At 29.1% G+C, this 24271-nt stretch carries 36 protein-coding genes and 1 rRNA gene; 5 read left to right on the top strand and 32 right to left on the bottom strand.

Annotation, left to right across the window (positions count from 1 at the left end; translation table 4 throughout):
• Positions 1-173: 173 nt before the first annotated feature.
• From DMC14_RS02230 to rpsJ, 31 genes are all read right to left on the bottom strand, one after another.
• Positions 174-1696: ribosomal RNA gene (locus DMC14_RS02230) — 16S ribosomal RNA — on the bottom strand.
• Between the two features lie 320 nt (positions 1697-2016).
• The gene (gene rpmF / locus DMC14_RS02225; protein WP_116171604.1) at positions 2017-2214 is read right to left on the bottom strand and encodes a 50S ribosomal protein L32; all 198 of its coding nucleotides are present in this window, start codon (positions 2212-2214) and stop codon (positions 2017-2019) included.
• A gap of 14 nt (positions 2215-2228) precedes the next feature.
• Positions 2229-2594: a 50S ribosomal protein L17 gene (gene rplQ / locus DMC14_RS02220; protein WP_116171603.1), complete on the bottom strand. Its 366-nt coding sequence runs from the start codon at positions 2592-2594 to the stop codon at positions 2229-2231.
• Entirely contained in the window at positions 2594-3652 is a 1059-nt protein-coding gene (locus DMC14_RS02215; RefSeq protein WP_116171602.1) for a DNA-directed RNA polymerase subunit alpha, read from the bottom strand. Before DMC14_RS02215 ends, rplQ begins: the two co-directional genes overlap by 1 nt.
• Before the next feature lie 31 nt (positions 3653-3683).
• Positions 3684-4058: a 30S ribosomal protein S11 gene (rpsK, locus tag DMC14_RS02210; protein ID WP_116171601.1), complete on the bottom strand. Its 375-nt coding sequence runs from the start codon at positions 4056-4058 to the stop codon at positions 3684-3686.
• Positions 4059-4060: 2 nt separating this feature from the next.
• Complete coding sequence (gene rpsM, locus DMC14_RS02205; RefSeq protein ID WP_116171600.1) at positions 4061-4429, bottom strand: 30S ribosomal protein S13; 369 nt, start codon at positions 4427-4429, stop codon at positions 4061-4063.
• Positions 4430-4432: 3 nt separating this feature from the next.
• Entirely contained in the window at positions 4433-4546 is a 114-nt protein-coding gene (rpmJ, locus tag DMC14_RS02200; RefSeq protein ID WP_002881082.1) for a 50S ribosomal protein L36, read from the bottom strand.
• A gap of 17 nt (positions 4547-4563) precedes the next feature.
• Positions 4564-4779: a translation initiation factor IF-1 gene (gene infA, locus DMC14_RS02195; RefSeq protein ID WP_116171599.1), complete on the bottom strand. Its 216-nt coding sequence runs from the start codon at positions 4777-4779 to the stop codon at positions 4564-4566.
• Positions 4779-5531, bottom strand: coding sequence for a type I methionyl aminopeptidase (gene map, locus DMC14_RS02190; RefSeq protein WP_116171598.1), 753 nt, complete (start codon positions 5529-5531; stop codon positions 4779-4781). Before map ends, infA begins: the two co-directional genes overlap by 1 nt.
• On the bottom strand, positions 5519-6226 hold the full coding sequence (locus DMC14_RS02185; RefSeq protein WP_116171597.1) for an adenylate kinase: 708 nt from the start codon (positions 6224-6226) through the stop codon (positions 5519-5521). Before DMC14_RS02185 ends, map begins: the two co-directional genes overlap by 13 nt.
• On the bottom strand, positions 6220-7689 hold the full coding sequence (gene secY / locus DMC14_RS02180) for a preprotein translocase subunit SecY (RefSeq protein ID WP_116171596.1): 1470 nt from the start codon (positions 7687-7689) through the stop codon (positions 6220-6222). The genes DMC14_RS02185 and secY overlap by 7 nt, the downstream gene beginning before the upstream one ends.
• Positions 7689-8123, bottom strand: a complete 435-nt coding sequence (gene rplO, locus DMC14_RS02175; protein WP_116171595.1) for a 50S ribosomal protein L15 — start codon at positions 8121-8123, stop codon at positions 7689-7691. Before rplO ends, secY begins: the two co-directional genes overlap by 1 nt.
• 55 nt (positions 8124-8178) lie before the next feature.
• On the bottom strand, positions 8179-8811 hold the full coding sequence (gene rpsE, locus DMC14_RS02170) for a 30S ribosomal protein S5 (protein ID WP_116171594.1): 633 nt from the start codon (positions 8809-8811) through the stop codon (positions 8179-8181).
• Positions 8811-9158 (bottom strand): 50S ribosomal protein L18, encoded by a 348-nt coding sequence (gene rplR, locus DMC14_RS02165; RefSeq protein WP_116171593.1) that lies wholly within the window; start codon positions 9156-9158, stop codon positions 8811-8813. Before rplR ends, rpsE begins: the two co-directional genes overlap by 1 nt.
• A gap of 20 nt (positions 9159-9178) precedes the next feature.
• Positions 9179-9718 (bottom strand): 50S ribosomal protein L6, encoded by a 540-nt coding sequence (gene rplF / locus DMC14_RS02160; RefSeq protein ID WP_116171592.1) that lies wholly within the window; start codon positions 9716-9718, stop codon positions 9179-9181.
• A gap of 14 nt (positions 9719-9732) precedes the next feature.
• Entirely contained in the window at positions 9733-10146 is a 414-nt protein-coding gene (rpsH, locus tag DMC14_RS02155; protein WP_116171591.1) for a 30S ribosomal protein S8, read from the bottom strand.
• Positions 10147-10148: 2 nt separating this feature from the next.
• The gene (locus tag DMC14_RS02150; protein ID WP_116171590.1) at positions 10149-10334 is read right to left on the bottom strand and encodes a type Z 30S ribosomal protein S14; all 186 of its coding nucleotides are present in this window, start codon (positions 10332-10334) and stop codon (positions 10149-10151) included.
• Positions 10335-10345: 11 nt separating this feature from the next.
• Positions 10346-10900, bottom strand: a complete 555-nt coding sequence (gene rplE / locus DMC14_RS02145) for a 50S ribosomal protein L5 (RefSeq protein ID WP_116171589.1) — start codon at positions 10898-10900, stop codon at positions 10346-10348.
• 14 nt (positions 10901-10914) lie between these two features.
• On the bottom strand, positions 10915-11250 hold the full coding sequence (gene rplX, locus DMC14_RS02140) for a 50S ribosomal protein L24 (RefSeq protein ID WP_116171588.1): 336 nt from the start codon (positions 11248-11250) through the stop codon (positions 10915-10917).
• Between the two features lie 2 nt (positions 11251-11252).
• Entirely contained in the window at positions 11253-11621 is a 369-nt protein-coding gene (gene rplN / locus DMC14_RS02135; protein ID WP_116171802.1) for a 50S ribosomal protein L14, read from the bottom strand.
• On the bottom strand, positions 11614-11895 hold the full coding sequence (rpsQ, locus tag DMC14_RS02130; RefSeq protein WP_116171587.1) for a 30S ribosomal protein S17: 282 nt from the start codon (positions 11893-11895) through the stop codon (positions 11614-11616). The genes rplN and rpsQ overlap by 8 nt, the downstream gene beginning before the upstream one ends.
• The gene (rpmC, locus tag DMC14_RS02125) at positions 11895-12095 is read right to left on the bottom strand and encodes a 50S ribosomal protein L29 (protein ID WP_116171586.1); all 201 of its coding nucleotides are present in this window, start codon (positions 12093-12095) and stop codon (positions 11895-11897) included. The genes rpsQ and rpmC overlap by 1 nt, the downstream gene beginning before the upstream one ends.
• 2 nt (positions 12096-12097) lie before the next feature.
• Positions 12098-12535: a 50S ribosomal protein L16 gene (gene rplP / locus DMC14_RS02120; protein ID WP_116171585.1), complete on the bottom strand. Its 438-nt coding sequence runs from the start codon at positions 12533-12535 to the stop codon at positions 12098-12100.
• Positions 12513-13253 carry a 30S ribosomal protein S3 gene (rpsC, locus tag DMC14_RS02115; protein ID WP_116171584.1) on the bottom strand — a complete coding sequence of 247 codons (741 nt, stop codon included), beginning with the start codon at positions 13251-13253 and terminating at the stop codon, positions 12513-12515. Before rpsC ends, rplP begins: the two co-directional genes overlap by 23 nt.
• Positions 13253-13624 carry a 50S ribosomal protein L22 gene (gene rplV / locus DMC14_RS02110; protein WP_116171583.1) on the bottom strand — a complete coding sequence of 124 codons (372 nt, stop codon included), beginning with the start codon at positions 13622-13624 and terminating at the stop codon, positions 13253-13255. Before rplV ends, rpsC begins: the two co-directional genes overlap by 1 nt.
• 1 nt (position 13625) lies before the next feature.
• Positions 13626-13907 (bottom strand): 30S ribosomal protein S19, encoded by a 282-nt coding sequence (gene rpsS / locus DMC14_RS02105; protein WP_116171582.1) that lies wholly within the window; start codon positions 13905-13907, stop codon positions 13626-13628.
• Positions 13907-14755, bottom strand: a complete 849-nt coding sequence (rplB, locus tag DMC14_RS02100; protein ID WP_116171581.1) for a 50S ribosomal protein L2 — start codon at positions 14753-14755, stop codon at positions 13907-13909. The genes rpsS and rplB overlap by 1 nt, the downstream gene beginning before the upstream one ends.
• 104 nt (positions 14756-14859) lie before the next feature.
• The gene (gene rplW, locus DMC14_RS02095; RefSeq protein ID WP_116171580.1) at positions 14860-15297 is read right to left on the bottom strand and encodes a 50S ribosomal protein L23; all 438 of its coding nucleotides are present in this window, start codon (positions 15295-15297) and stop codon (positions 14860-14862) included.
• Complete coding sequence (gene rplD / locus DMC14_RS02090; RefSeq protein WP_116171579.1) at positions 15297-16253, bottom strand: 50S ribosomal protein L4; 957 nt, start codon at positions 16251-16253, stop codon at positions 15297-15299. Before rplD ends, rplW begins: the two co-directional genes overlap by 1 nt.
• A gap of 2 nt (positions 16254-16255) precedes the next feature.
• Complete coding sequence (gene rplC / locus DMC14_RS02085) at positions 16256-17110, bottom strand: 50S ribosomal protein L3 (protein ID WP_116171578.1); 855 nt, start codon at positions 17108-17110, stop codon at positions 16256-16258.
• Between the two features lie 117 nt (positions 17111-17227).
• Positions 17228-17536 (bottom strand): 30S ribosomal protein S10, encoded by a 309-nt coding sequence (rpsJ, locus tag DMC14_RS02080; RefSeq protein ID WP_137412667.1) that lies wholly within the window; start codon positions 17534-17536, stop codon positions 17228-17230.
• 391 nt (positions 17537-17927) lie between these two features.
• On the opposite strand from rpsJ, the gene DMC14_RS02075 reads away from it, so the two are divergent.
• Together DMC14_RS02075 and DMC14_RS02070 are read left to right on the top strand one after the other, a co-directional pair.
• A complete protein-coding gene (locus tag DMC14_RS02075) occupies positions 17928-19235 on the top strand; it encodes a lipoprotein 17-related variable surface protein (RefSeq protein ID WP_116171576.1) in 1308 nt (435 codons plus the stop codon).
• 165 nt (positions 19236-19400) lie between these two features.
• Complete coding sequence (locus DMC14_RS02070; protein ID WP_116171706.1) at positions 19401-20405, top strand: IS30 family transposase; 1005 nt, start codon at positions 19401-19403, stop codon at positions 20403-20405.
• A gap of 267 nt (positions 20406-20672) precedes the next feature.
• Here DMC14_RS02070 and DMC14_RS06280 read toward each other — a convergent pair whose 3' ends face one another.
• A complete protein-coding gene (locus DMC14_RS06280; RefSeq protein ID WP_116171574.1) occupies positions 20673-21596 on the bottom strand; it encodes a gamma-glutamylcyclotransferase family protein in 924 nt (307 codons plus the stop codon).
• A gap of 238 nt (positions 21597-21834) precedes the next feature.
• Here DMC14_RS06280 and pyrH point away from each other — a divergent pair, with 238 nt between their 5' ends.
• The 3 genes from pyrH to DMC14_RS06275 all read left to right on the top strand — a co-directional run bounded on the left by pyrH (position 21835) and on the right by DMC14_RS06275 (position 24257).
• Positions 21835-22563 carry a UMP kinase gene (gene pyrH / locus DMC14_RS02060; RefSeq protein ID WP_116171573.1) on the top strand — a complete coding sequence of 243 codons (729 nt, stop codon included), beginning with the start codon at positions 21835-21837 and terminating at the stop codon, positions 22561-22563.
• A gap of 13 nt (positions 22564-22576) precedes the next feature.
• The gene (locus DMC14_RS02055) at positions 22577-23128 is read left to right on the top strand and encodes a ribosome-recycling factor (protein ID WP_116171572.1); all 552 of its coding nucleotides are present in this window, start codon (positions 22577-22579) and stop codon (positions 23126-23128) included.
• 151 nt (positions 23129-23279) lie between these two features.
• On the top strand, positions 23280-24257 hold the full coding sequence (locus DMC14_RS06275) for a phosphatidate cytidylyltransferase (RefSeq protein ID WP_116171571.1): 978 nt from the start codon (positions 23280-23282) through the stop codon (positions 24255-24257).
• Positions 24258-24271: the final 14 nt, after the last annotated feature.

Below are 24271 nucleotides of genomic sequence, written 5' to 3'. Positions count from 1 at the left end.
ACCTATTGTTTGTCTTTTTATTATAGATGTTTATATTCTATAGGTTGATCTAAACTTTGAAATATTAATAATTTAATTTTTCAATGTCGATATTCAGTTTTCAAAGAACAGAGAGATAAATCTCTCAAAACTGGATACAAATAATTTTTCCATAACAATTGTGTACTCCGTAGAAAGGAGGTGATCCATCCCCACGTTCTCGTAGGGATACCTTGTTACGACTTCACCCCAGTCACCAGTCCTACCTTAGGCGGTCGCCTCCGAGGTTAGCAAACCGACTTTGGGTATTACCAGCTCCCATGGTGTGACGGGCGGTGTGTACAAGACCCGAGAACGTATTCACCGCAGCGTAGCTGATCTGCGATTACTAGCGATTCCGACTTCATGGAGTCGAATTGCAGACTCCAATCCGAACTGAGATCGGCTTTTTGAGATTTGCTCCATGTCGCCATATTGCTTCTCTTTGTACCGACCATTGTAGCACGTGTGTTGCCCCACTCGTAAGAGGCATGATGATTTGACGTCATCCCCACCTTCCTCCCAGTTACCCAGGCAGTATCTCTAGAGTCCTCGACATGACTCGTTAGTAACTAAAGATAGGGGTTGCGCTCGTTGCAGGACTTGACCAAACATCTCACGACACGAGCTGACGACAACCATGCACCATCTGTCACTTCGTTAACCTCCACTATATCTCTATAGCTTTGCGAAGGATGTCAAGAGTGGGTAAGGTTCTCCGCGTATCTTCAAATTAAACCACATGCTCCACCGCTTGTGCGGGTCCCCGTCAATTCCTTTAAGTTTCACTCTTGCGAGCATACTACTCAGGCGGATCATTTAATGCGTTAGCTGCGTCAGTGAATCCTCCACCGACTAATGATCATCGTTTACAGCGTGGACTACCAGGGTATCTAATCCTGTTTGCTCCCCACGCTTTCGTCCCTCAGCGTCAGTATAGACCCAGTAAGCTGCCTTCGCCTTTGGTGTTCTTCCATATATCTACGCATTTCACCGCTTCACATGGAATTCCGCTTACCTCTATCTAACTCTAGTTTACCAGTATCCAAAGCGAGCCGGGGTTGAGCCCCGGGATTTGACTCCAGACTTAATAAACAGCCTACGAACGCTTTACGCCCAATAATTCCGGATAACGCTTGCGACCTATGTATTACCGCGGCTGCTGGCACATAGTTAGCCATCGCTTTCTGACAGGGTACCGTCAGCTTGGAAGCATTTCCTCAACCAAGTGTTCTTTCCCTATAACAGCACTTTACAATCCGAAGACCTTCATCGTGCACGCTGTGTCGCTCCATCAAGCTTTCGCTCATTGTGGAATATTCCCTACTGCTGCCTCCCGTAGGAGTTTGGGCCGTATCTCAGTCCCAATGTGGCCGTTCAGTCTCTCGACCCGGCTAAACATCATAGTCTTGGTAAGCCATTACCCTACCAACTAACTAATGTTCCGCACCCTCATCCTTTAGCGGAGCTGTAAAGCTCCTTTCACAACGGAACCATGCGGTTCCATGCGTATCCGGCATTAGCCAATGTTTCCATTAGGTATTCCAATCTAAAGGGTAGATTAAGCACGTGTTACTCACCCATTCGCCGCTAGGCTTCAAAAGAAACCTCGCTCGACATGCATGTATTAGGCACACAGCCAGCGTTCATCCTGAGCCAGGATCAAACTCTTAAAAATTTGATTTTGGTTATTATGTTTTTTTATTTTGTTATTTAATTAAAATTAAATTGACGTTATGGTATTCGTATCCAGTTTTCAAAGAACTATCTCAATATAGCATAGCAATTAAAAAGTTGCTACATTTAGTATTATACACATTTAATTTTTTTTAGTTAAAAATAATTAATATTTTTTTGTGTATTCTATTTGCTTATTATAAATTGAAGTTCAAAAGCACTAAAAAATTAAAATAAGCCTTATTATTATATAAAAAAGTTTTATATTGTGTTGAAAAAAAATAAAAAAATAACAGGCAAACCTGTTATCCTTAAGCTAAATTATTTAATCTTATCGTTAATAGCGTTTTTAATAACCTTTTCTTCTTTATAAAATCCACAATATTTACATGCTTGGTGAGGAATAATTAATTGTTTACAATGCTTACATTCAACTAGTGTTGTTGCAACTAAAGCATGATGACTTCTTCTTAAATGTTTTCTTTGTTTTGAAGTTTTTCTCTTTGGTACTATAGCCATTTTTTTCTCCTAACCTATACTAATTTAATAATAGCCATCTTAGCATTATCGCCTGCACGGTTATTAATTTTAATAATTCTTGTATATCCACCATTTCTATTTGCATATTTTGGTGCTAATACATCAAATAAATATTGTAAAGAATCTTTATTTTCATGTTTTGAAGGAATAAGTCTTAAAAACTTAGCTGCTTGTCTACGAGTAGCAAGTGTATTTTTCTTACCTAAAGTAATTATTTTTTCAGCTGTTGATCTAATTCTTTTTGCTCTTTCTAAAGTGGTTTTTAATTGCCCATTAATTAATAAATCTGTAACCAATGATCTTTCCACATGGTTTCATCATTCTGTATTTCTACGAAATACTTGTTTTGGATTTGCCATTATTCATCTCCCTCTGGTTGATTATTTAATTGATTAAATGATTCTATTATGTCGTCATTGTTTTCTACTTCTTGACCTGTTCTTTCTAATCATTCATTTCTCTTTTGAATGATATCTTCTATAGATTTTTTACCCAAGTTTTTAATATTAGATAAATCTTCATCTGTAAGTTTCATTAATTCGTCAACTGTATTATATTTTGCTCTTTTCAAAGCATTTAGTGATCTAATTGTTAGTCCTAATTTTTCTATTGAAATTGAAGCCTTAATATCTTTTTGTTGCTTGTCTTTATTATCATCAAATAATTTAATAGTTTCTAAAGCATCTATATTACCAATAATTTGGAAATGGGCAACAATAATTTTTGCAGCTTGTTCTAAAGCATCTTTTGCTTCCAATGTGCCATCGGTTTCTATTTTAATTTTTAATCTTTCTTCTATTAATTTAGATGAACTATTTAATTCTTCCGAAAAAATTGCACATTTTTTAATTGGACTAAAATCACTATCCATAGCTAAGAATTGACCTTTTGCTATACTTGATTCTAATCTTGGACCATATTCACTAATTACTTTTTTATTTTCTTCAAAATCAACAAAGCCACGTCCAGTTCTTAAGAACAAATCAAATTCTAAAGAACCACCTTTAGCAATGTTAGCAATATATTGATCTTTATTTACTATTTCTAAACCAGAAAGATTAGTAATGTCAGAAGCATATACTTCTCCTTCTTTGTTGGTTTTAAATGAAACTTTTGCTAAATTATTATTTTCAAAAATAGCAGGTTCATATACAAAACGAATATTTCTAATATTTCTAACTAAAGTAATAGCATCTTCTTTTAAACCATCAATTGTTTGAAACTCATGTTCAACGTTATTAATTTTAATTGCGAATGGTGCTACCGAAGTTATCGAAGACAACAATGTTCTTCTTAAAACAGTACCCATTGTACTTGAATAGCCGCGAGCTAATGGTTCAATTACAAATGTTGTATTAAAATCATTAACTTTTTCCGCAATTAATTCTTTATATGTTATTTTTTGAATTTTTTCCATAATATCCTCTCTTTATCCTTTTTAATAATTTCTATGCTCTCTTAAGAATTTTCTTTGGAGGACGTGTACCATTATGTGGAGTAGGGGTTACATCTTTTACTTCTTTAATGCTAAAACCACTTGTTTCAATTTGTTTACGAGCTGTTGATTTACCTGGACCAACACCCTTAACTAAAATAGATACTTCTTTTAAACCAAATTCTTTAGCTTTTTCAACTGCCGCAGCAGCAGCAAGACCAGCTGCATATGGAGTTTTCTTTTTTGTGCCTTTATATCCAATTGCACCTGATGATGATCATGCAAAAACATTACCCTTTAAATCTGAGAAAGAAACAATTGTATTTTGGTATGTTGAATGAATATGAGCAACACCTTGGCTAACCACTTTTTTATTTTTCTTAGCCATTATTATTTACCTTTCTTTCCTGCAATAGTCTTTCTTGGGCCTTTTCTTGTTCTTGCATTTTTCTTTGTAGATTGACCACGAACTGGTAATCCTTTTCTATGTCTAATACCACGATATGATTTAATTTCCATTAATCTTTTGATATTTAAGTTAATTTCTCTTTTTAAATCACCTTCTGTGGTGTATTTTTTAGCTTCATCTCTGATACGTGTTAATTCTTCTTCACTTAAATCTTTAACTCTTTTTTCACCGTCAACTTGGGCATCTGCTAATATTTTTTTAGCTATTGATGGACCAATACCAAAAATATATGTTAATGAAATACGAGCTTTTTTATTATTTGGAATTTCTATATTTAAAACTCTAGCCATATTCTATCCTTGTCTTTGTTTGTGTTTTGGGTTTATACAAATTACTCTATTAACACCGTGTCTTTTGATTATTTTACAATCTTTGCAAATACGCTTGATTGAAGCTCTTACTTTCATAATAATCTCCTTAATAATTATTTATGTCTGAAGACAATTCTACCTTTTGTCATATCATATGGACTTAATTCAACATCAACACTGTCGCCAGGTATCATCCTTATATTATGTAAGGACATTTTTCCTGAAATAAATGCTTTAATTTCGATGCCGTTTTCTAATAAAACATCATAATCTTTTGTTGAATGCATTTTGGTAATCTTGCCTTTCATTCTAATTGCGTCTCTTGCCATTAAATGTTATCTCCTGATAAAATGTATGCTTCTCCATTATCTATTAATACTGTTTGCTCATAATGAGATGTATTGTATCCTAATGGATCAATCACAGTTCAATTATCTTTTTTTATTATTACTTTTTTTGATTTTTGTAAGATCATAGGCTCAATGCATATAACCATACCATTTTTTATAATAGGTCCTGTATTTGGAAGGCCATCGTTAAACACATATGGATCTTCATGTAGCTCCCTTCCTATTCCATGACCACAAAATTCATCCGGAGTATAATATCCTTTTTGTCTGATATAGTTTCCTATAGCAGCTGATACATCTCCAATTCTTTTACCAACTTTAATTGCGTTAAAGCCGGCATAAAAAGCGTCTTTAGCTACTTGAATTAATTCTTTATCTTTTTCAGATATATTGCCAACACCTTTTGTAAAAGCGGAATCAGAATAATATCCTTCTCATATTACTCCAGTATCAATCTTAACTATATCACCATCTTTAACTATATAATCAGAAGGTATACCGTGAATTAATTCTTCATTAACAGAAATACAACAAGTTCCAGGAAATCCATATTGTCCTAGAAATGCAGGTTTTCCATTTCGTTTTTTAATTTCTTTAAAAGCGACACTATCTATTTCTTTTAAAGAAACGCCTGGTCTTATAAAGTCTCACAAAATTGTTTTAACTTCTGCCAAGATAGCACAGGCTTTTTTGATTTTTTCAATTTCCATTTGGTTTTTTATTTTAATCATTTTAAAGCCTTCTTTACATCTTCATAAACTTTGTTTAATTCTTGATAACTATTTACTGCAACTACCAAGTTTTTTTCTTTATAAAAATCAATTAAACATTTAGTTTGTTCATCATATATTGCTAAGCGTTTTAAGACAACATCAGCTTCGTCGTCAGGTCTTTTAATAACTTCTGCATGACATTTTTTGCAATATTTGTTGTCAATTGGAGGGTAAGAATCTAAATGATATATTTTTTTACATGAAGGACAAACTCTACGTTTTGATAAACGTTCTATAATTTGTTCTTTTGTAATTTCCAATAATAAAACTTGATTAATAACAATTCCTTCTTTTTTTAATTGTTCTAAAAAAATCGCTTGATCAATTGTTCTCGGAAATCCATCTAAAATAAAAGGTTTTTTATTTTTAACTAAATCACTTAATCTTTTTTTAACTAGTTCATTAGTTATACTGTCATCTACATATTTTCCGGAATCTAAAATATTTTTTATTTTTAGTCCTAATTCTGTTTTATTTTTAATTTCTTGACGAAACATATCTCCAGTTGAAAGTTGAAAGTATCCAAATTCTTTAACTATTAAACTAGCTATCGAACCTTTTCCAGCTCCAGGGGCTCCTATAAAAATTAAATTAGGTTTACTAAAATCTTCGCATCTACAGTTTTCTTTTTCATTAAAACCTTGATTTATCATATTAAATCTTCTTCCTCTCCATATACTTCTTTTAATTCTTTTATCATTCTTCTTTTTCTTGCAAGTTCTTGAGATTTATATCTTGCTTGAATTTGTTGAACGGTTTCAGTAGCTGTTGAAACAAGAATCATTATTGATGTCCCACCAAAAGCGATAGGAGCTGGCATGCCAAACATTTGTTGAATGAATTGTAATGCCCCCAAAATTATTAAATAACCAGCCGAAAAGAAAGATAATCTTAAAACTGTATTCAATAAATAATCTTCTGTTTGTTCTCCAGGTCTAATTCCTGGAATAAACGTACTACTTTTTGCAAAATCTTCACTTATTTTATCTATTTTAGATTGTTGTATACCCATTAATATGGTTAATCCAAATGTAATAATTACAAATAAGAAGAAACCTAGTGGTTGTGTTAATTGAAGATTTGCATAAACTCATTGATAATATCTACTAGTATTAGGATCAAATAACCCTGCTATCATAGTTGGTAATGATAATACCATCATAGCAAAAATTACTGACATAATTCCTGCCGGATTAGCTTTTATAGGCAAATAACTCAATTCTTTTTCTGACTTAGAAAGACCTGCACCAACTTGTTGTATTGGAACCTTTCTTTCTGCTAAAGAAAATATAGTTACAATAAATATTACTAATAAATAAGCTAATAAATAAACAACAAAATCCAATGTTTCTTTTAAAACTACTGAACCATTATTTTTAACTGATGGCATATAGTATTCAAAAGCATGTCTAAATGTTGGAACCAAAGCACTAGCAATACCAACAAAAATTAATAAACTAGTACCATTACCTACACCTTTATTTGTTATTTGTTCAGATAGGAACAATGAGAAAAATGATCCAGCAACTAATAACAAAGGAATTATAAATCATTGATATACACTAGCTCCTTTTGCTCCTAATATTTTTGATAAATTTGAAGAAAATACAATTCCAAAATTATCTGTAGGATTAACAAGTGCTCTTGTAATTAAGATAGCTTGAAATATTGAAAAAAAGAATGTTATTGTATATGTTATAAAATTGATTTTAATTCTTCCTATTGGGCCTGATTGACTTAATCGATAAATAGCAGGGAATGCTTTAGTTTGTAATATCATCATTACCAAACTTGATGATATAAAAGGCCCTATTCCTAATGCAACAATGGAGAATCTACGTAATCCTCCACCACCTACTAAATTTAATATACCAAAGAAATCACCTTGGTTCAATTTATTTTGATTAGCTAATTCGACTCCTGGTAAAGTAATAGTACCAGCTGCTAAGAAAAGGGCAATAATGAACAAAGTAAACAAGATCTTCTTAAAAAGATCATGATTTTTTCATCACTCTGTTCAAGTATTACGTTTTTCCGCAAAAAACTTGTCAATAGCTAATTTACGTTCAAGTCTTTTGTTATATGTATCCTTTTCTAATTTTGTTTTTTTAGCCATTATTGAACCTCGATTTTTCCTCCGACTTTTTCAATAGCTTCTTTAGCTGATTGTGAAAGAGCGGGAATTTGAACTATTAATTTTTTACTTAAAGTCCCATTTCCTAAAATTTTAACAGGTAAAGTTCCTTTAATTAAGTTCTTTGCTGTCAATGTTTCATACGAAACTATATCATTAGTAGAAAATCTTTCTTCTAAATCTTTTAGATTAATCACTTGATATTCAACATGGTTAACATTATTAAATCCACGTTTCGGTATTCTTCTGAATAATGGTAATTGTCCACCTTCAAAACCTAGTCTTACTGTACTTCTTTTCGTTTGACCACTTTGTCCTCTACCAGCTTGCTTTCCTTTTCCTGCTGCATGTCCACGACCTACACGATGTTTTTCTTTACGAGCACCTGGGGTTGCTTTTAAATTATGTAATTTCATAACAATCTCCTTTATATATAATAAATTATTTATACTTTTAAATTAATAAATAACACTATTTTGCTAATAAATGTTTAACATCTATGTCACGTAATTTAGCAATTTCTTCTACTGTTCTAATTTTCTTTAAAGCATTTACAGTTGCATGAATAATATTTTGTTTTGTTCTTGAACCATAAGTTTTTGTAGAAATATCAGTATATCCTGCTAATTCAATAACAGCACGAACTGTATTAGAAGCAACTATACCAGTACCTTTAGGAGCTGGACGTAATTGTACTTTTGAAGCTAGGAATTTTTCTCTAATTTCATGTGGAATTGTTCCATTTACAATTGGAACTGAAAAAATGTTTTTTTGAGCATCTTTAACTGCTTTTTTGATTGCATCTTGTACTTCATTTGCTTTTCCGTGTCCAAAACCAACTTTTCCTTTTTTATCGCCAACTACAACATAAGCTGAGAAAGAGAATCTACGTCCACCTTTAACAACTGTTGTAACTCTAGCAATATCAATAACTTTTTCTTCAAATATTTTTGCAGGTGCTGAATTTAATTGTCTTCTAGGACTAAAAGTTTTTCTTTCGCTTGATGATTTAGAATTTTCTTTTTTATCTTGTTTTTTAACTGCTGAAACTACTTTTGTAGCATTTGTTTTTTCAGCTTCTTCTTTTTTAATTTCTTCAGCCATTAGAATTTAATCCCTTCTTCTCTTAATGTATCAGCAAAAGCTGCTAATTTGCCATGGTAAATATAACCTGAACGATCAAAAACAATTTCAGAGATTTTTGCTTTTTTTAGATTTGCTGCAAAATCTTTTGCAACTAATTTAACTGATGAGATATTATTTCCGGGTTTAGATAGTTGTCTTGTAGAAGCTGATGTCAATGTAGTATGAGTTAAATCATTAACAGCTTGTGCATAAAAATTATGTAAAGATTTAAATACTACTACACGAGGTCTTTGCGCTGTTCCCTTAGCTAATTTATTTGTAATTTTCAAATGTTTAGCTTTACGTTTTTCATTTCTAGATAACATATAATCTCCTATTTATTAAACTACTTAGCAGCAGTTTTTCCTTCTTTACGTCTAACAACTTCATCTTTATACATAATACCTTTACCTGAATAAGGGCTTGGACGTCTAATATCTCTTAAGTTTGCTGCAAATTCCCCAACTACTTGTTTATCAATACCTGAAATAACAATATTTGTAGGTTTTGGTACTTCAACTTTTAGGTTTGATGGTATTTCTTTATTTACTGTATGTGAATATCCAGCAATAATTTCTATTGTATTTCCCTTAAGTGTGGCTTTATAACCAACACCTTTAATTTCAATTTCTTTTTTGTAACCTTTTGAAACTCCGATTAACATGTTATTAATGTTTGCATTTGTTGTTCCATGTAATTGTTTTGTAGATTTTTCTTCATTAGCTCTTAATGTTTTAATTTCATTGTTTTCAATAACAACTGAAATTAAAGGTGAAAATGTATATTCCAATTGTCCTAAATTACCTTTTATTATAATGTGATTATTTGATACTGTTGCTTCAACTCCGGTTGGAATTGCTAAAATTCTTTTTCCAATTCTTGACATATTCTAACCTTAAATTATCATATGAAAGCAATAACTTCGCCACCTAAGTTAGCTTTTCTTGCTTCTTTATCTGTTAATAATCCTTTTGAAGTTGAAATAATTGCTGTACCATATCCACTTAATACACGAGGTAATTTGTCTGATGATGAATATACTTTTAAACCTGGTTTTGAAACTCTTTTAATATCAGTAATTGCAGATTGATTTTGATTCATTCCTTTGTATTTTAAAGTAACTTTTAATTCTTTAAAACCTTTTTCTTTTGGTTGTACAACTTCATAAGAAGCAATGTAACCTTCTTTTTGGAAAATTTCTAAAATCTTTTCTTTTTTATTTGAATGAGGTAAAACAACTTCATGATATTTTCTTGAAATTGAATTTTTAATTCTAATAAACATATCTGCTATTGGATCTGTAATAATAGCCATAATTATCAGCTCGCTTTCTTTACACCAGGAATTTTTCCTTCATGTGCTAATTCTCTAAAACAAATTCTACAAATTTTGTATTTACGTAAAACTGCATGAACTCTACCACATATTTGACAACGAGTATATTTTCTTACTTTGAATTTTGGTTCACGTTCAGCTTTAACCATTAATGATTTTCTTGCCATGTATAATCTCCTTAATTATTGCTTTTTGCAAATGGAATTCCAAGTCCTTTTAATAAAGAAAATGCTTCTTTATTTGATTTTGCACTAGTTACTAAAATAATATCCATACCTTTTAATTTACGAATTTTATCAAACGAAATTTCTGGGAAAATAATTTCTTCTTTAATACCAATAGCATAATTGCCACGGCCATCAAAACTTTTTGTGCTTGTACCATTAAAGTCACGAACACGAGGCAAAGCAACATTAATTAATTTTGTTAAAAATGATCACATTTTTTCCCGTCTCAATGTTACTTTTCCACCCATTGGCATTCCTTCACGTAATTTTCATGAAGCCAACGATTTTTTAGCTACTGTTTGATATGGTTTTTGGCCTGTAATTTGAGCTAGTTCAACCATTACTTCTTCAATGGCTTTAGAGTTTGATACTTCATTTCCGGCTGTCATATTAATAACAATTTTTTCTAAACGAGGAGCCTGCATTATTGATGTGTAACCAAATTCTTTAACTAATTCTGGACGCACTTTTTCTAAATATTTTTTTTCTAATTCTAATTTAGCCATAATAAAACTCCTTTCTAAATAACCTTATTAACTTTTTTCATAACTCTTTGTTTTTTACCGGTTTTTGCATCAACTTTTCATCCAATTTTTGTTCCAATTGATTTTTGGCCTTCAGCTCCTTTTTTTGCTAAATAAGCAACATTTGAAACATGAATTGGATATTCTTTCTTTTCAATTTTTCCTTCTGTATTTTCTTGAGAAGGTTTGTGGTGTTTTGTTTTCATATTAATTTCTTTTAGAATTACGGTGTTATTTTTTGTATCAGTAGATAAAACTGAAGCAAACCTACCTTTTGCTTTACCAGAAATAACTAAAACGACATCATTCTTTTTAATTTTTGATTGTGCCATGATTATAAAACCTCCGGTGCTAATGAAATTATTTTTAAATATCCCTTGTCACGCAATTCTCTAGCTACTGGGCCAAATACCCGTGTCCCTCTCATAGTTCCATCTTCTTTAATTAAAACTACTGCATTATCATCAAATCTAATGTATGATCCGTTATCACGATTTAATCCTCTTTTTGATCTAACAATAACAGCTTTTAAAACTTGACCTTCTTTAACAGCAGAATTAGGCATAGCTTTTTTAACTGTAACAACTACAACATCTCCGATATTTGTACTTTTTACAATTGATCCACCTAAGTTTTTAATAATCATAACTTCTTTTGCGCCTGAATTATCTGCTACATTACATCTTGAAAATTCTCTAAGCATTTTCATTTCCTCCAATGGCATGAGATTTAATTTCAACTAATCTAAAGTGTTTAGTTTTTGAAAGTGGTCTTGTTTCTTGAATTTCAACAACATCGCCAATTTTTGCCTCATTTTTTTCATCATGAACAGCAAATTTCTTCGATTTTTTGAAACGTTTTGAGTATAATGGGTGTTTTTCATATGTTTCAACTATAACAGTAATAGTTTTTTCGTTTTTGGTACTAATTACAGTTCCAACAAGTTTTTTACGACGATTTTCTCTTACTTGTTCCATTATTTATCTCCTTCTTGTTTTTTTACATTTAAAGCTGTTAGGGCTCTTGCAATATCTTTTTTAACTAAATTAATTTTATGAGTTTGATCTAATTGACGAGTTGCATTTTTGAAACGCAATGAGAATAATTCTGCTTTTAAATCAGCTAACATTTTATTTAATTCTTCAACTGATTTTTTTGATAGTTCAGCATATGTCATAATTATTCTTCTCCTTTAATTTGTTCTTGAGTTTCTTTTGCAACTATTTTTCATGTAACTGGTAATTTGTGACCACCTAATCTTAAGGCATCCTTCATAACATCTACTTGGTTACCCAATACTTCAAACATAACAGTTCCTTCTTTAACAACTGCAAATCATTGATCTGGGCTACCTTTACCAGAACCCATACGAACTCCGATTGGTTTAGATGTTTTTGACATGTGTGGGAATATTTTAATAATAACTTTACCTTCACGACCCATACGACGAGTAATCGCAATACGGGCAGCTTCGATTTGTCTAGCACTTATCCATGAAGAAGAAGTTGATTTTAAACCAAATTCTCCAAATGAAACAGCGTTGTTTCTGTGAGCCTTTACCTTATCGTGACGGATACGAAACATTTTTCTATGCTTAGTTCTCTTTGGTTGAAGCATTTCTTTCACCGCCTTTTCTTGGTGCTCTTGGTTTTCTTTCTGGTTTTGATTCTAAAGCGCTAATTTGTGTTTTACCGTTTTCCAAAATTTCACCTAAAGAAACTCATACTTTAATTCCTAATATACCATATGTTGTTTTTGCTCTAGCCATAGCATAATCAACATCTTGTCTTAGTGTATGTAATTTCATTTCTCCTTCGGTGTATCCTTCAGTTCTAGCCATATCAACACCATTTAAACGACCAGCAACTGATGTTTTAATACCTTTAGCTCCGGCTTTCATAGCGCTTTTAATTGCCATTTTTTGAGCCATTCTAAAGTTTCCACGATTTTCTAGTTTAATTGCTATGCCTTCTGCAAGTAATCTAGCGTTTAAATCTGGATTTTTTAATTCAATAACTTCAATATTAATATTTAAGTTTTTGTTTTTTAGTTCTTTTTTAAGAGCTAAAGTTAAAGCTTTAACGTTTTCTCCATTTGTTCCTAATAGAGCAGCTGGTTTTGCTGTATAAACGTAAACTATAACATTTTGGTTTTGATTTCTTTTAATTTGTACATTACCAATTTGATATTCACGCACTTTCTTATCAAAGAAATCATAAATTTTTTGATCCTCTAACAATAAGTTAGCAAAATCTTTTTTATCTGAATATCAAGTTGTGTTGTGAGATTTTGTCACACCAAAACGAAACCCATTTGGGTTAACTTTTTGACCCATTATTTTGCCTCCTTATTAATCATTTCATTAGAATCTAATTCTGCTAATTCAATATAGAAGTGACTTGTTCTTTTTAAAATTGGATAAGCTCTACCACGTGAGTGAGGTTGAAATCTTTTTAGAGTTGGACCATCGTTAACTAAGATTTTTGTAATAAATAATTTTGTTGCATCCATACCATTATTATTAGTTGCATTAGCTATTGCTGAATTTAGAAGTTTCAAAAGAATTTCTGAAGCTTTTTTATTTGTTGTTTGTAATATTACCAAAGCTTTTGTAGCTGATTGATAACGAATTAAATCTGCAACTAATCTAGCTTTTCTTGGACTAATTCTTTGCATATTTACTGATGCTTTAACTACTTGTTTCATATTATTTCTTTCCTTTAGCTTTATCAGCACCATGTCCATTAAATGTTCTTGTAGGCGCAAATTCGCCTAATTTATGTCCAACCATATCATTTGTAACAAAGACATCTATAAAAGCATGCCCATTGTGTACTTGAAATGTTAATCCAATAAAATCTGGATATATTGTTGAACGTCTTGATCATGTTTTAATAGGACGTTTTGGAACTTTATTTTCAATAATAGCAACAACTTTTTTCATTAAATGATCATCAACAAATGGTGCTTTTTTTAATGAACGAGACATTATTTAGCTTCCTTTCTTCTTCTAATAATAAATTGGTTAGATGATTTCTTAGTTGCTCTTGTTTTAACTCCAAGAGCTTTTTTACCTCATGGTGTCATAGGTGATTTTCTACCAATAGGTTGATGACCTTCACCACCACCATGTGGGTGATCATTAGGGTTCATAGCAGAACCTCTAACAGTAGGCCTGATTCCTCTTAATCTATTTCTACCTGCTTTACCAATATTTACTAATGAGTGTTCTTCATTACCAACTTCACCAATTGTGGCACGACAAACACCTAAAATTTTTCTCACTTCTCCTGATTTTAGTCTTAAGATGATATATTTTCCTGATTCATCTTTACCTAATATTTGGGCCGAACTACCAGCTGAACGAGCGATAATTCCACCTTGTTTTGGTTGTAATTCAATATTATGAACAAATGTACCTTCAGGAATATGTGCAAGAGGTAAATTATTACCTATTTGAATATCCACATTTTCTCCTGAAATAACTTTTTGTCCAACCTTGATACCTTTTGGGCTGATAATATATCTCTTTTCCCCATCACGATATACAATTAAAGAAATGTTTGCTGATCTATTTGGATCATATTCAATTGTTTTAACTGTAGCTTCGATTCCATCTTTGGTATATCTTTTGAAATCGATGATACGGTAAAATCTCTTTAATCTACCACCATGATGACGGGTTGTAATTTTACCTTGATTATTTCTTCCTGAATGTGTTGGAAGCACAACAAGCAATGATTTTTCTGGTTTATGACCAGATAAATTAGCTTGATAATCAAGAGAAGACATATTACGACGACCATTAGTATATGCTTTAAACTTTTTAATAGCCATGTTTTGTTTTCTCCGTTCTTAAAAATATTTTTTTCTTTTAAGATAATTTGTTTTTTATATTTTAAGATTAACCTTATAAGTTTTAATATGTTTTTCAAGGTTAATTATTCAGCTTTTTCCTTAGCTTTTGTTTTAGCTTCGGCAGCTTTTTTGATTTTTTCTGCAGCCTTCTTTTCAGCTTCTGACATTTCTTTTAGTTCATCAGCTTTTTCTTCTTTTTTAGCTTCTTGGGCTGCTTCTTTTTTAGCTTCCTTGGCTTCTTCGGCAAATAAAACTATTTTTGAATCTTTATCCAAATATACAATAGCTTTTTTAATAGCGTTTGTAAATCCAGAAAATCTTCCTAATTTTGCTGGTTTTTTATCGTAATTAATAATGTTGATTTTATCAACTTTAACATCAAAAATAAATTCAACAGCTTTTTTAACTTCAATTTTATTTGTTCTTCTATCTACAACAAATGTATAAACATTTTGATTTGATCTAGCAATTTCAGACTTTTCTGTTAAAATTGGGTATTTAATAACTTCATTTATATTCATTATTTAGCCATCCCTTCTAAGAATTTAATATCTTCATTGCTAATTACTAATACATCTGCAGCAACTAACGATTCAATTGATAAAGATGTTACTTTTGAAACATTAACATTTGGTAGATTTCTTGCTGATTTAAATAAAATTTCATCAGAAGAAACAATTAAAATATTCTTTAAGTTAATTAAGTTGTCTTTATTTAATTCAACTAGAAGTGCTCTTGTTGAAATTTCTTTTAATTTATAATCTCTAACTAAAATTGATTTTGCATTTGCTAGCATTGTTAGTGCTGAAAATAATGCATTTTTTCTAGCTTTTTTATTAATTTTTAAGTTGTAATTTCTTTCAACTGTAGGACCAAATGCTCTACCACCACCAACGAATATTGGACTTCTTTGTGAACCAGCACGAGCATTACCTGTATGTTTTTGAGGTCATGGTTTTTTACCAGTTCCACTAACTTCTCCACGTGTCTTCACTTTATGAGTTGCAAAACGTTTCGATCCTCTTTCAGCTAAAATAGCATCAAATACAGATTGAGTATGAATTTTTTCTAATCCAAATACAGATTTTGGTAAATTGCTTAAATCTTCTTTTTTAGGTTTTGAATTTTCAGTAGATTTAACTGTTTTAACCACTTTAGGAGCTGGCTTGTCAATTAAATTTTCTTTTTCTATATATTCAATAGCTTTTTCATTTTCAATTTTTGCTTCTGAAACTCTATTAGCAATAATTATTGCTTTTTCTAAATCGACACTACCACTATATGCTCCATTTCTATGGAATCATACACGGGAACTATTTTTCGATTTTTCACTAACATTAATAAATTCATTAACTGCGTCTAAAAAGTTAGCAAAATTTCCCGAAATTTTTTCTTTAGCTTTTTTGAAATTAAAAGAAATGTTTCTATTTTTATCAAATTTTTCAGAGATATAGTATTTTTCAACAACTGATGTCATAATTATTTATCTCCTTCTTCTTTTGAATTTTCTTGCTCTTGAGCAGCTTCTTCTTTAGCTGCTGCTGCTGCTGCTTCTTTAGCTATAGCTTCTTTTAAAGTTGCTTTCATTTCTTTTAATGGCATTTCCATATTTAATTCAAGATTATATTTTTTAGCTTGTTCAAAAATTTCGTTTTTAGCAAGAGCTTCTTTTAAGTTTACTAATTTAATTTCTTCTTTCTTTTGAATTGATTTTTTAGCATTCTTAATAACTATAAAAGCTCCCTTAGCTCCAGGAACGCTTCCCTTAACTAGTAATAAGTTATTTTCCGCATCTGATTTAACAACTTCAAGATTTTGAATTGTTACTTGTTCCGATCCTAAATGTCCAGGCATTGTCATACCTTTTCAAACTCTGTTACCAGAGATATCACCAATAGAACCTGTTTGTCTAATAGGTTGCGAACCACCACCACCACCATGTGACTTAGGTCCTATGTGTTGGTTTCATCTTTTAATGGCGCCGGCAAAACCTTTTCCTTTTGAAATTGCCGTAACATCTACAACGTCTCCGCTATCAAAAACCGAGGCATCTAATGTTTCACCTAAACCAAATCCAGACATGTTACGGATTTCTTTTACGAATCGCTTAGGTGTTGTATTTGCTTTTTTAAAATAGTTAATTTCTGGTTTCTTAATTTGAGATTTTTTCTTATCTTCTAAACTAAGTTGAGTTGCAATATAACCGTTTTTTTCTAAAGTTAAAACGTTAGTAACAACATTTGGTTTAACTTCAACTATAGTTACAGGTATTAATTTACCTTCTGAAGTAAATAGTTGAGTCATTCCAACTTTTCTTCCTAAGATTCCTTTCATATTCTTCCTTTCAATAATTTTTTTGTATTAGTATTACAAGTTGTTGTTCTTGTGTTTTTTTTAATACATATATACGCACAGACGTATGTATTTAAAAATTAAAAATAATAATCTGTATTAAGCTACAGATTTAACACTTATTTGAACACCAGCAGGTAATTCTAATCTTTTTGCTTTATCAATTAATGTTTCAGAAACATTTGATAAAACAATTAGACGTTTGTGTGTTCTTCTTTCGAATTGTTCACGAGATTTTTTATTAACGTGAACTGATCTTAAAATGGTAACAATTTCTTTTTTTGTTGGTAAAGGAATTGGTCCACTTACTGTTGCTTTTTCTGTTTTAGCTAAAACTACAATTTTTTTAGCCGCATCTTCAACTAACTGAGCATCAAAAGCTTTCACTTTAATTTCTAATTTTGACATATGTTTGTTCTCCTTCTTCATATTTGAAGTACTCCACATAAGTTCTCAATATCCGAGATGAACAACTAAGCTCGGCATATCGTAACCTTATGTTTCTTTGCATAGTTGCTAATTAATTATAACAAAAACAATTTTTTTCAACTATTTTTATAAATTTTTTTATTTTTAATTTTTAAAATAATAGCTGACATCTTATAAACAAAAAATATTAAAATTTTTTTATAAATCAATTTTTATTAAATTTATACAAATTTGAGCAAATTACTTGTTAATAAATATGCTTATAAATAAAAAATAAAAGTTATATATAATTAAATTCTTATAAAATTAAAATATTTTTTAAAATAATATTGGTTAAATAAAATTTTAATCACAATTTTAAAAGGAAAAAATGAAAAAAACATTAAAAATTAAAAAAGTTTTAATTGCTATGAGTATTGGCACCCCAATGTTGATTACACCTTTCATAGCAATTTCATGCGACAATAGACAAATTAAAAAAGATTCTAAAAAATTAGTTTTAGAATTTGAAGGTAAAAATGAAATAAAAGTTTTAGATTTTATTGATTATGCATTACAATCTAAATTGAACTCAAAAGAAGCTAATAAACTAGCTGATAAATATGAATATAAAGTTTTGGAAATAATTAACACCGATAATAAAAACGGAAAAATAATTGCAAAAATTGAAATAACAGAAAAATTATCAGAAGAAGATAAAAAAGCAAAGAAAAAGGCCGAAACTTTAGTTGTTATTAAAACTTTTGATGGTTTTAAAAAATTAGAAGGCAAAGAATTAGAAAAACAGAATTTAAAAAAAATAGCTAGAGAAGAAGCAAAAGTTGTTAAACTAACAATTAAGGGTAATTATTCAAAATTGCTTTCTAGTGAATTTCTAAGAGTTGGAAATAGTTTTGTTTGACAATTAAGCAAACTACAATCTGATAAACTTCAAATAAAATACATCACAGCGACAAATATTAATGATGATAAGGGAGAAATTACAATCCTTTTTGATATTTATGATAAATCTACAAATGAAGATTATGCAAGAGGATCAACAACAATATCTGGTTTTAAAAAAACAACAGATCCTGTTCCCGAAGATCCAGAACTAGCCAAAAAATTAAATACAAAACTAAACGAAGTAAAAGTAGAATTAAAAGATCCGGAATTTTTAAAAAAAATTTCTACTTCAAATTTTGCTGTAAATTTTAAATCTTGTTATTCTTTTAGTAATTTTGACAATAAAAAATATGTAGTAGATTATAAAATAAATAAATTTACTCATAAAGAATTTGAAGATGGGACGATAAGCTTTGAATATTGAATAAAAGATTTAAATACTGGTTTAAATTCTTCAGAACGCAAGACTTTTAATGTAACTGGACTTAAAACGTTGCGCGAAATAGCTTTAGAATATTCTTCGCCAAAAAAATATAAATATATAATTTCTGATATTGCTAAAAACCATAAAGTTAGCGAAATTACAGAAGAGAATATAGATCAATTTTTTTTAATTGATAATAAAAAACTACCATCAACCTTTCAATATTATTTTTTATTTGGAAAAAAGGTAATTAAAGATCGTAATTTTAGCTTAGGCCAAATAACGGTTACAATTTCTATTCTCGATAAAGAAAACAATAAACAATTATCAACAGTAGAATTTGTAATAAGTGGTTTTAAAATAGGCTAATAACTATTATTAAACATTTAAATTTAAATAAAATTTCAATGTTGCTGAATTGAAAATTCAAGTGCAACACTTTATTGATAAAATATTAGTGTGAGGTTGCTTGAATTTTTTTCTACTTAAAAAAATAAAAAAAGGCCTCACAAAAAACACCTAAGGAGACCTAATATGAATTATAAAGCATTTAAAAAATATTTTCACATTTCTTATGAAGAAAGATTTTTTATCAAAAAATTAATGGATAATGGCTATTCAATACGAAAAATTGCTAGACGATTACGCAGAAGTCCTTCAACCATTTCTAGAGAAATAAAAAGAAATCTTGATTTAACTGGAAATTATGATTCTTGTGCAGCAAATATAAAATCGTTTAAAAGACATTCTCATAAATATATGTTTAGATTTAATGTTAATTTTAGCTATAAAGAATTTACTAACATTTTTATTCAAAAATATGACAAAAAGTTTTTTGGTATAAAATCAACATATCACTATATTAAAACTAATTTTAAAATTAAATTACCATCACTAAGAACTGTTTTTAATTGGATAAAAAGCAATCAATGAACAATTAAAAAACATAATAGATTAAGGAGTTTTTATAAAAAGGGCGGCAAACGAACAGCTTCAGTTGTAAGCAGATTAGTTACAAGCGCTAGCTATGTTTTTCCGATTTGAACTAGACCTAAATCTATAGATTTAAGACAAGAATATGGTCATTGAGAAGCTGATCTAGTAATTGGCAAGCGCAGCACTGGTTTCAGAAATATTTTAACTTTAACAGAACGAAAAACAAGAATAGGCTTTGCAACATTTGTTTTAAGTAAATCAGGTTATGAAATTAATACTCAACTACGCAAGCTAATAAAAGAAAATAGTTTAATTGTTAAAAGTATAACAATTGACAATGGTATAGAATTTGAAAAAATAGGAATATTAGCCAAATGATTAAAAATAAAAATTTATCGAGCTGAACCTTATGCATCATTTCAACGTGGTTCAAATGAAAATTGAAATGGTTTAATTAGAAGGGAATATAAAAAAGGTTTTAACTTTAATACAATCAACATTGAAACGTTACAAAATATTTCAAATAAAATAAATGAAATGCCAAGAGAAATACTTGGTTGAAAATCTTCAAAAGAACTATTTTTAAAAGAAAATTACATCTAAGCTAATAATTAACAAATAAATAAATTAGAATTTATTTCTACCGAATAAACGGTGTTTTTTGTTTATTTAAATGGTTTAAAAAATACATAAAAACAAAAAAACATATATTTTTACAAACTTTAAAATTTTAAATATATAATAAAAATACCAAGCACAATTATGTGTTGCACTTGATATTTCACTTAAGGACACCACCAAACAAGGTGGTGTTTTTTGTTAAAAAAACCAAGCTATAAATGCTTGGTGTTGAACTATATTGCACTTAGATTATTTTTTGTTAACTTCAAAAAATAAACCTAATAAATTATTAAATCTACTTCAATGATTAATATCAAAATCTTTTAAAACATATTCAAAAACATTTTCCTTAAAAGCATATTTGTTTTGTTCTGTTGTTTTATCTTCTCTATTTGATAAAAAGAAAACGGGTTTTTCTTTGTCAAAAAAAGCAGTGTCCATTATTTTATTTACATCTATAAACTCTATTTTAATATTTTTACCATAATCATTAATATTTATATTATTAAAAATTTCATAATAAGAAATTACATTAAATGAATCACTTCTATTAAATGCCGCTAGCGCTATATATGGTTGGCCCTTATCTACAAAAGGACAAAAAGCTGTTGAAATATATGTAGTGTTATAAATATTTTTGTCATTATCAATAGTTAACTTTATAAAAATGTTTGTTGTTTTAATTTGACTTAAGTATTCTCAATCTTTTTTTGAAGGTTTATATAGAAAAACAAAATCAAAGTTTTGTAGTTTTTGTTTTTGAGAATCTAAAAAATAATTAAATGATTCTCTGTAATTGTTAATATTGAATAATTCTTTTTTATTTTCAAAAGGTTCAAATTCTCCAAATTCTATTTTTGAATATACAAAAGCATCTTCTACTATGCTATTATTGTCTTCTAATAAAATATTAACTGGAAAACGATCATATTTTGGTAATAATTTTCACTTATCAACTAAAAATAATTGTTCCTTAGTTATTTCAAATAAAGTGCCTTTGACAAAACTATTTTTATCTTTTTTTATAAAGACTTCACTAGATGGATTAATACATTTTATAAATCCATTTAGTCGTGCGCTTTTGTTTATCACCCCAAGACCAAATAATTTTCCAAAAAAGTCTAAATGTTCTAATTCATCATAAGCAAATAAATAAATTTTTTCTTGTTTCATGGCGTATCCTTACTATACAACTTTTAATATAAAACAAATTTTCTAATAATGTTCTATATATAGTTGAACTATTATATTATATAATATAATTATTTCAAATAAACTTAATCTTATATTATGTTTTAAAGGTTAAAAAGAATAAAAATATCTTATTTTTTTCATCTTTTCGTCCTTATTCTAATAATAAAAGGTTAAAATATATATAATTTTTAAAAGTTTATTTAAAAGGAGTTACTTAATGCGATATAAGTACAAAAGAGTTTTAATAAAATTATCAGGAGAAGGATTAGCTAATAAAGAAAAACATTTAGCTATTGATTATGAGCTAGTTGATAAATTTGCAAAACAACTTCAAATTATTATTCAAAATAAAGTTGAAGTAGCAATAGTAGTTGGTGGAGGGAACTTTTGAAGAGGTACAAGTGCTGCCAAAAATGGAATTCAAAGAGTTAGAGCAGATTATATTGGTATGCTCGCTACAACAATGAATGCATTAGCCTTACAATCGGGCTTTGAACATAATGGTTTACATTCAAGAGTTTTATCATCTTTAACAATGGATCCAAAGGTATGTGAAGTATATATTAATGAGAAAGCAAAAAAATATTTAAAAGCAGGAGAAGTAGTAATATTTGCTGGAGGAACTGGTAGACCTTTTTTTACAACAGATACAGCTTCTACTCTTTATGCTTCAGAAATTAATGCAGATGCAATATTAATGGGCAAGAATAATATCGATGGTGTTTATGATTCGGACCCCAAATTTAATAAAAAAGCAAAAAAATTTGATACATTAACATATGATGAATTATTAGAAAAAGATTTAAAAGTTATTGATCAAACTGCAGCTTCAATGGCAAAGGACAATAACATTGATATTATAATATTTGATATTAATGAACAAAATGCTTTATTAAGAGCTATTGAAAATAAAATACCAAATACATTAATTACAAAACAAAAATAATGGGAGAAATATTATGGAATTAAGTTTTTATCTTGAACAATTAAAAGAGCAAGTTGAAAAAGCTATAGAAAATTATCAAAATCAAACTTTAAAATTTGCAGTAGGAAGAGCGAATCCTGCCTTAATCAATAAAATAAAAATTAATTATTATGAAACTTGAATGAATTTAGATGAACTAGCATCAATTAGTTCACACGGGGCTTTGGAATTATTGGTTAAACCATATGATATGGCAATTTTAAAAACTGTGGAAAAAGCAATAACAGATCAAAAATTAAATATTAATATTGTTAATCAAGGTCATCAATTAAGATTAATATATCCTCCAATAACTACAGATAAGCGTGTTGAAATGACCAAACAATTAAGTCAAACAACAGAGCAAGCTAAGATTGTTGTAAGGCAAATTCGTCAAGATTTAAATAAACAAATTAAATCTGACGATAGTTTATCAGAAGATCTAGCAAAAAATTATTTAGATCAAATTCAAAAAGAAATCGATAAAGCGATGGAAAAAATAGCAAGCATAGCTTCAGAAAAAGAAAAAGAATTATTAACTATATAATTAAAAAGCAAAAAGCCAAACTGGGCTTTTTTTGTTATTTTTTTTAAAAAAATAGAGCTATTAATTTTAGCAAAAAAAGCATTTTTATATAAAATATAAAATATTTTTTTATATCTAAAAATACTTCTAAAAGGTATATATAATATTAATTATGAAAAATATTAGAACACGAATAAAATCCGCACTTATATTATTCTTTACAATAATACCCTTCTTTTTTATTACTTATTTTGGTAGAACGCCTGGGAAAATAATTGGTTTATCATTTTTTGCGTTTTTATCTGCTTGAGCTACATATGAAGTTTTAAGTCATAGTGTGTTACAAAGATGAGAAAATATAATTATTACTTTATTAACAACTTTAATATGGGCAATGCCTCTAGATTGATATAATGCTCAAGACCCTAACAATATATTTATTAAGCAGGGCAATGCTGTAGGACTTAATATTAATTTGTTTATTGAGCAAATAAAACACGTAATTTTCTTTGGAAAAGACACTTTAACAAATTTTGCAGCTCTTCAAATAATTTCAATTACAACAATAATTAGCATTATTTATTTTATAAATATTTTTGTAATAAAAGAAGCAAAAGACAAAATAAAAAAAATAATGATCTCTTATTTTGTCGCAATTTTTGCAACTATTTTTATTCCCATAGCTTTTAAGGCTTTATTTATATATAATTGAGCAAATTTATATTTTATTTTTGCTGTATTTAGTATTCCAATTGTAACTGATACTTCAGCGTATTTAGGAGGTTCTATTTTAGGCAGAAAAATTATTAAAATTGGTATGGCTCCTAAAATAAGCCCTAAAAAATCTTGAGAAGGCGGAATCATTGGTTTTCTTTTTGGAGCATTATTCGTGTTTATAACTATGTATTTAGGAAAATTGACAAATAATGGTGCATTTACTATTTTTACAAATTGAAAACAATTATTAGCTGGAGTAATTTTATTACCAGTTGTTTCAATAGTAGGTGATTTAGCCTTTTCATTAATTAAAAGATTATATGATATAAAAGATTTTTCAAATTTAATTCCTGGTCATGGTGGTTTTATGGATAGATTTGATTCTTTATCTTTTGTAGTTGTAATTACATCAAGTATTTTATTAATAAAATAATTAAAAAAGGAAGT

This window comes from Metamycoplasma phocicerebrale (assembly GCF_003383595.3).
GTDB classification, from domain to species: Bacteria; Bacillota_I; Bacilli_A; order Mycoplasmatales; family Metamycoplasmataceae; genus Metamycoplasma; species Metamycoplasma phocicerebrale.
The sequence above is the reverse complement of the archived record's forward strand: the minus strand, read 5'-3'. Positions and strand labels throughout refer to the sequence as shown.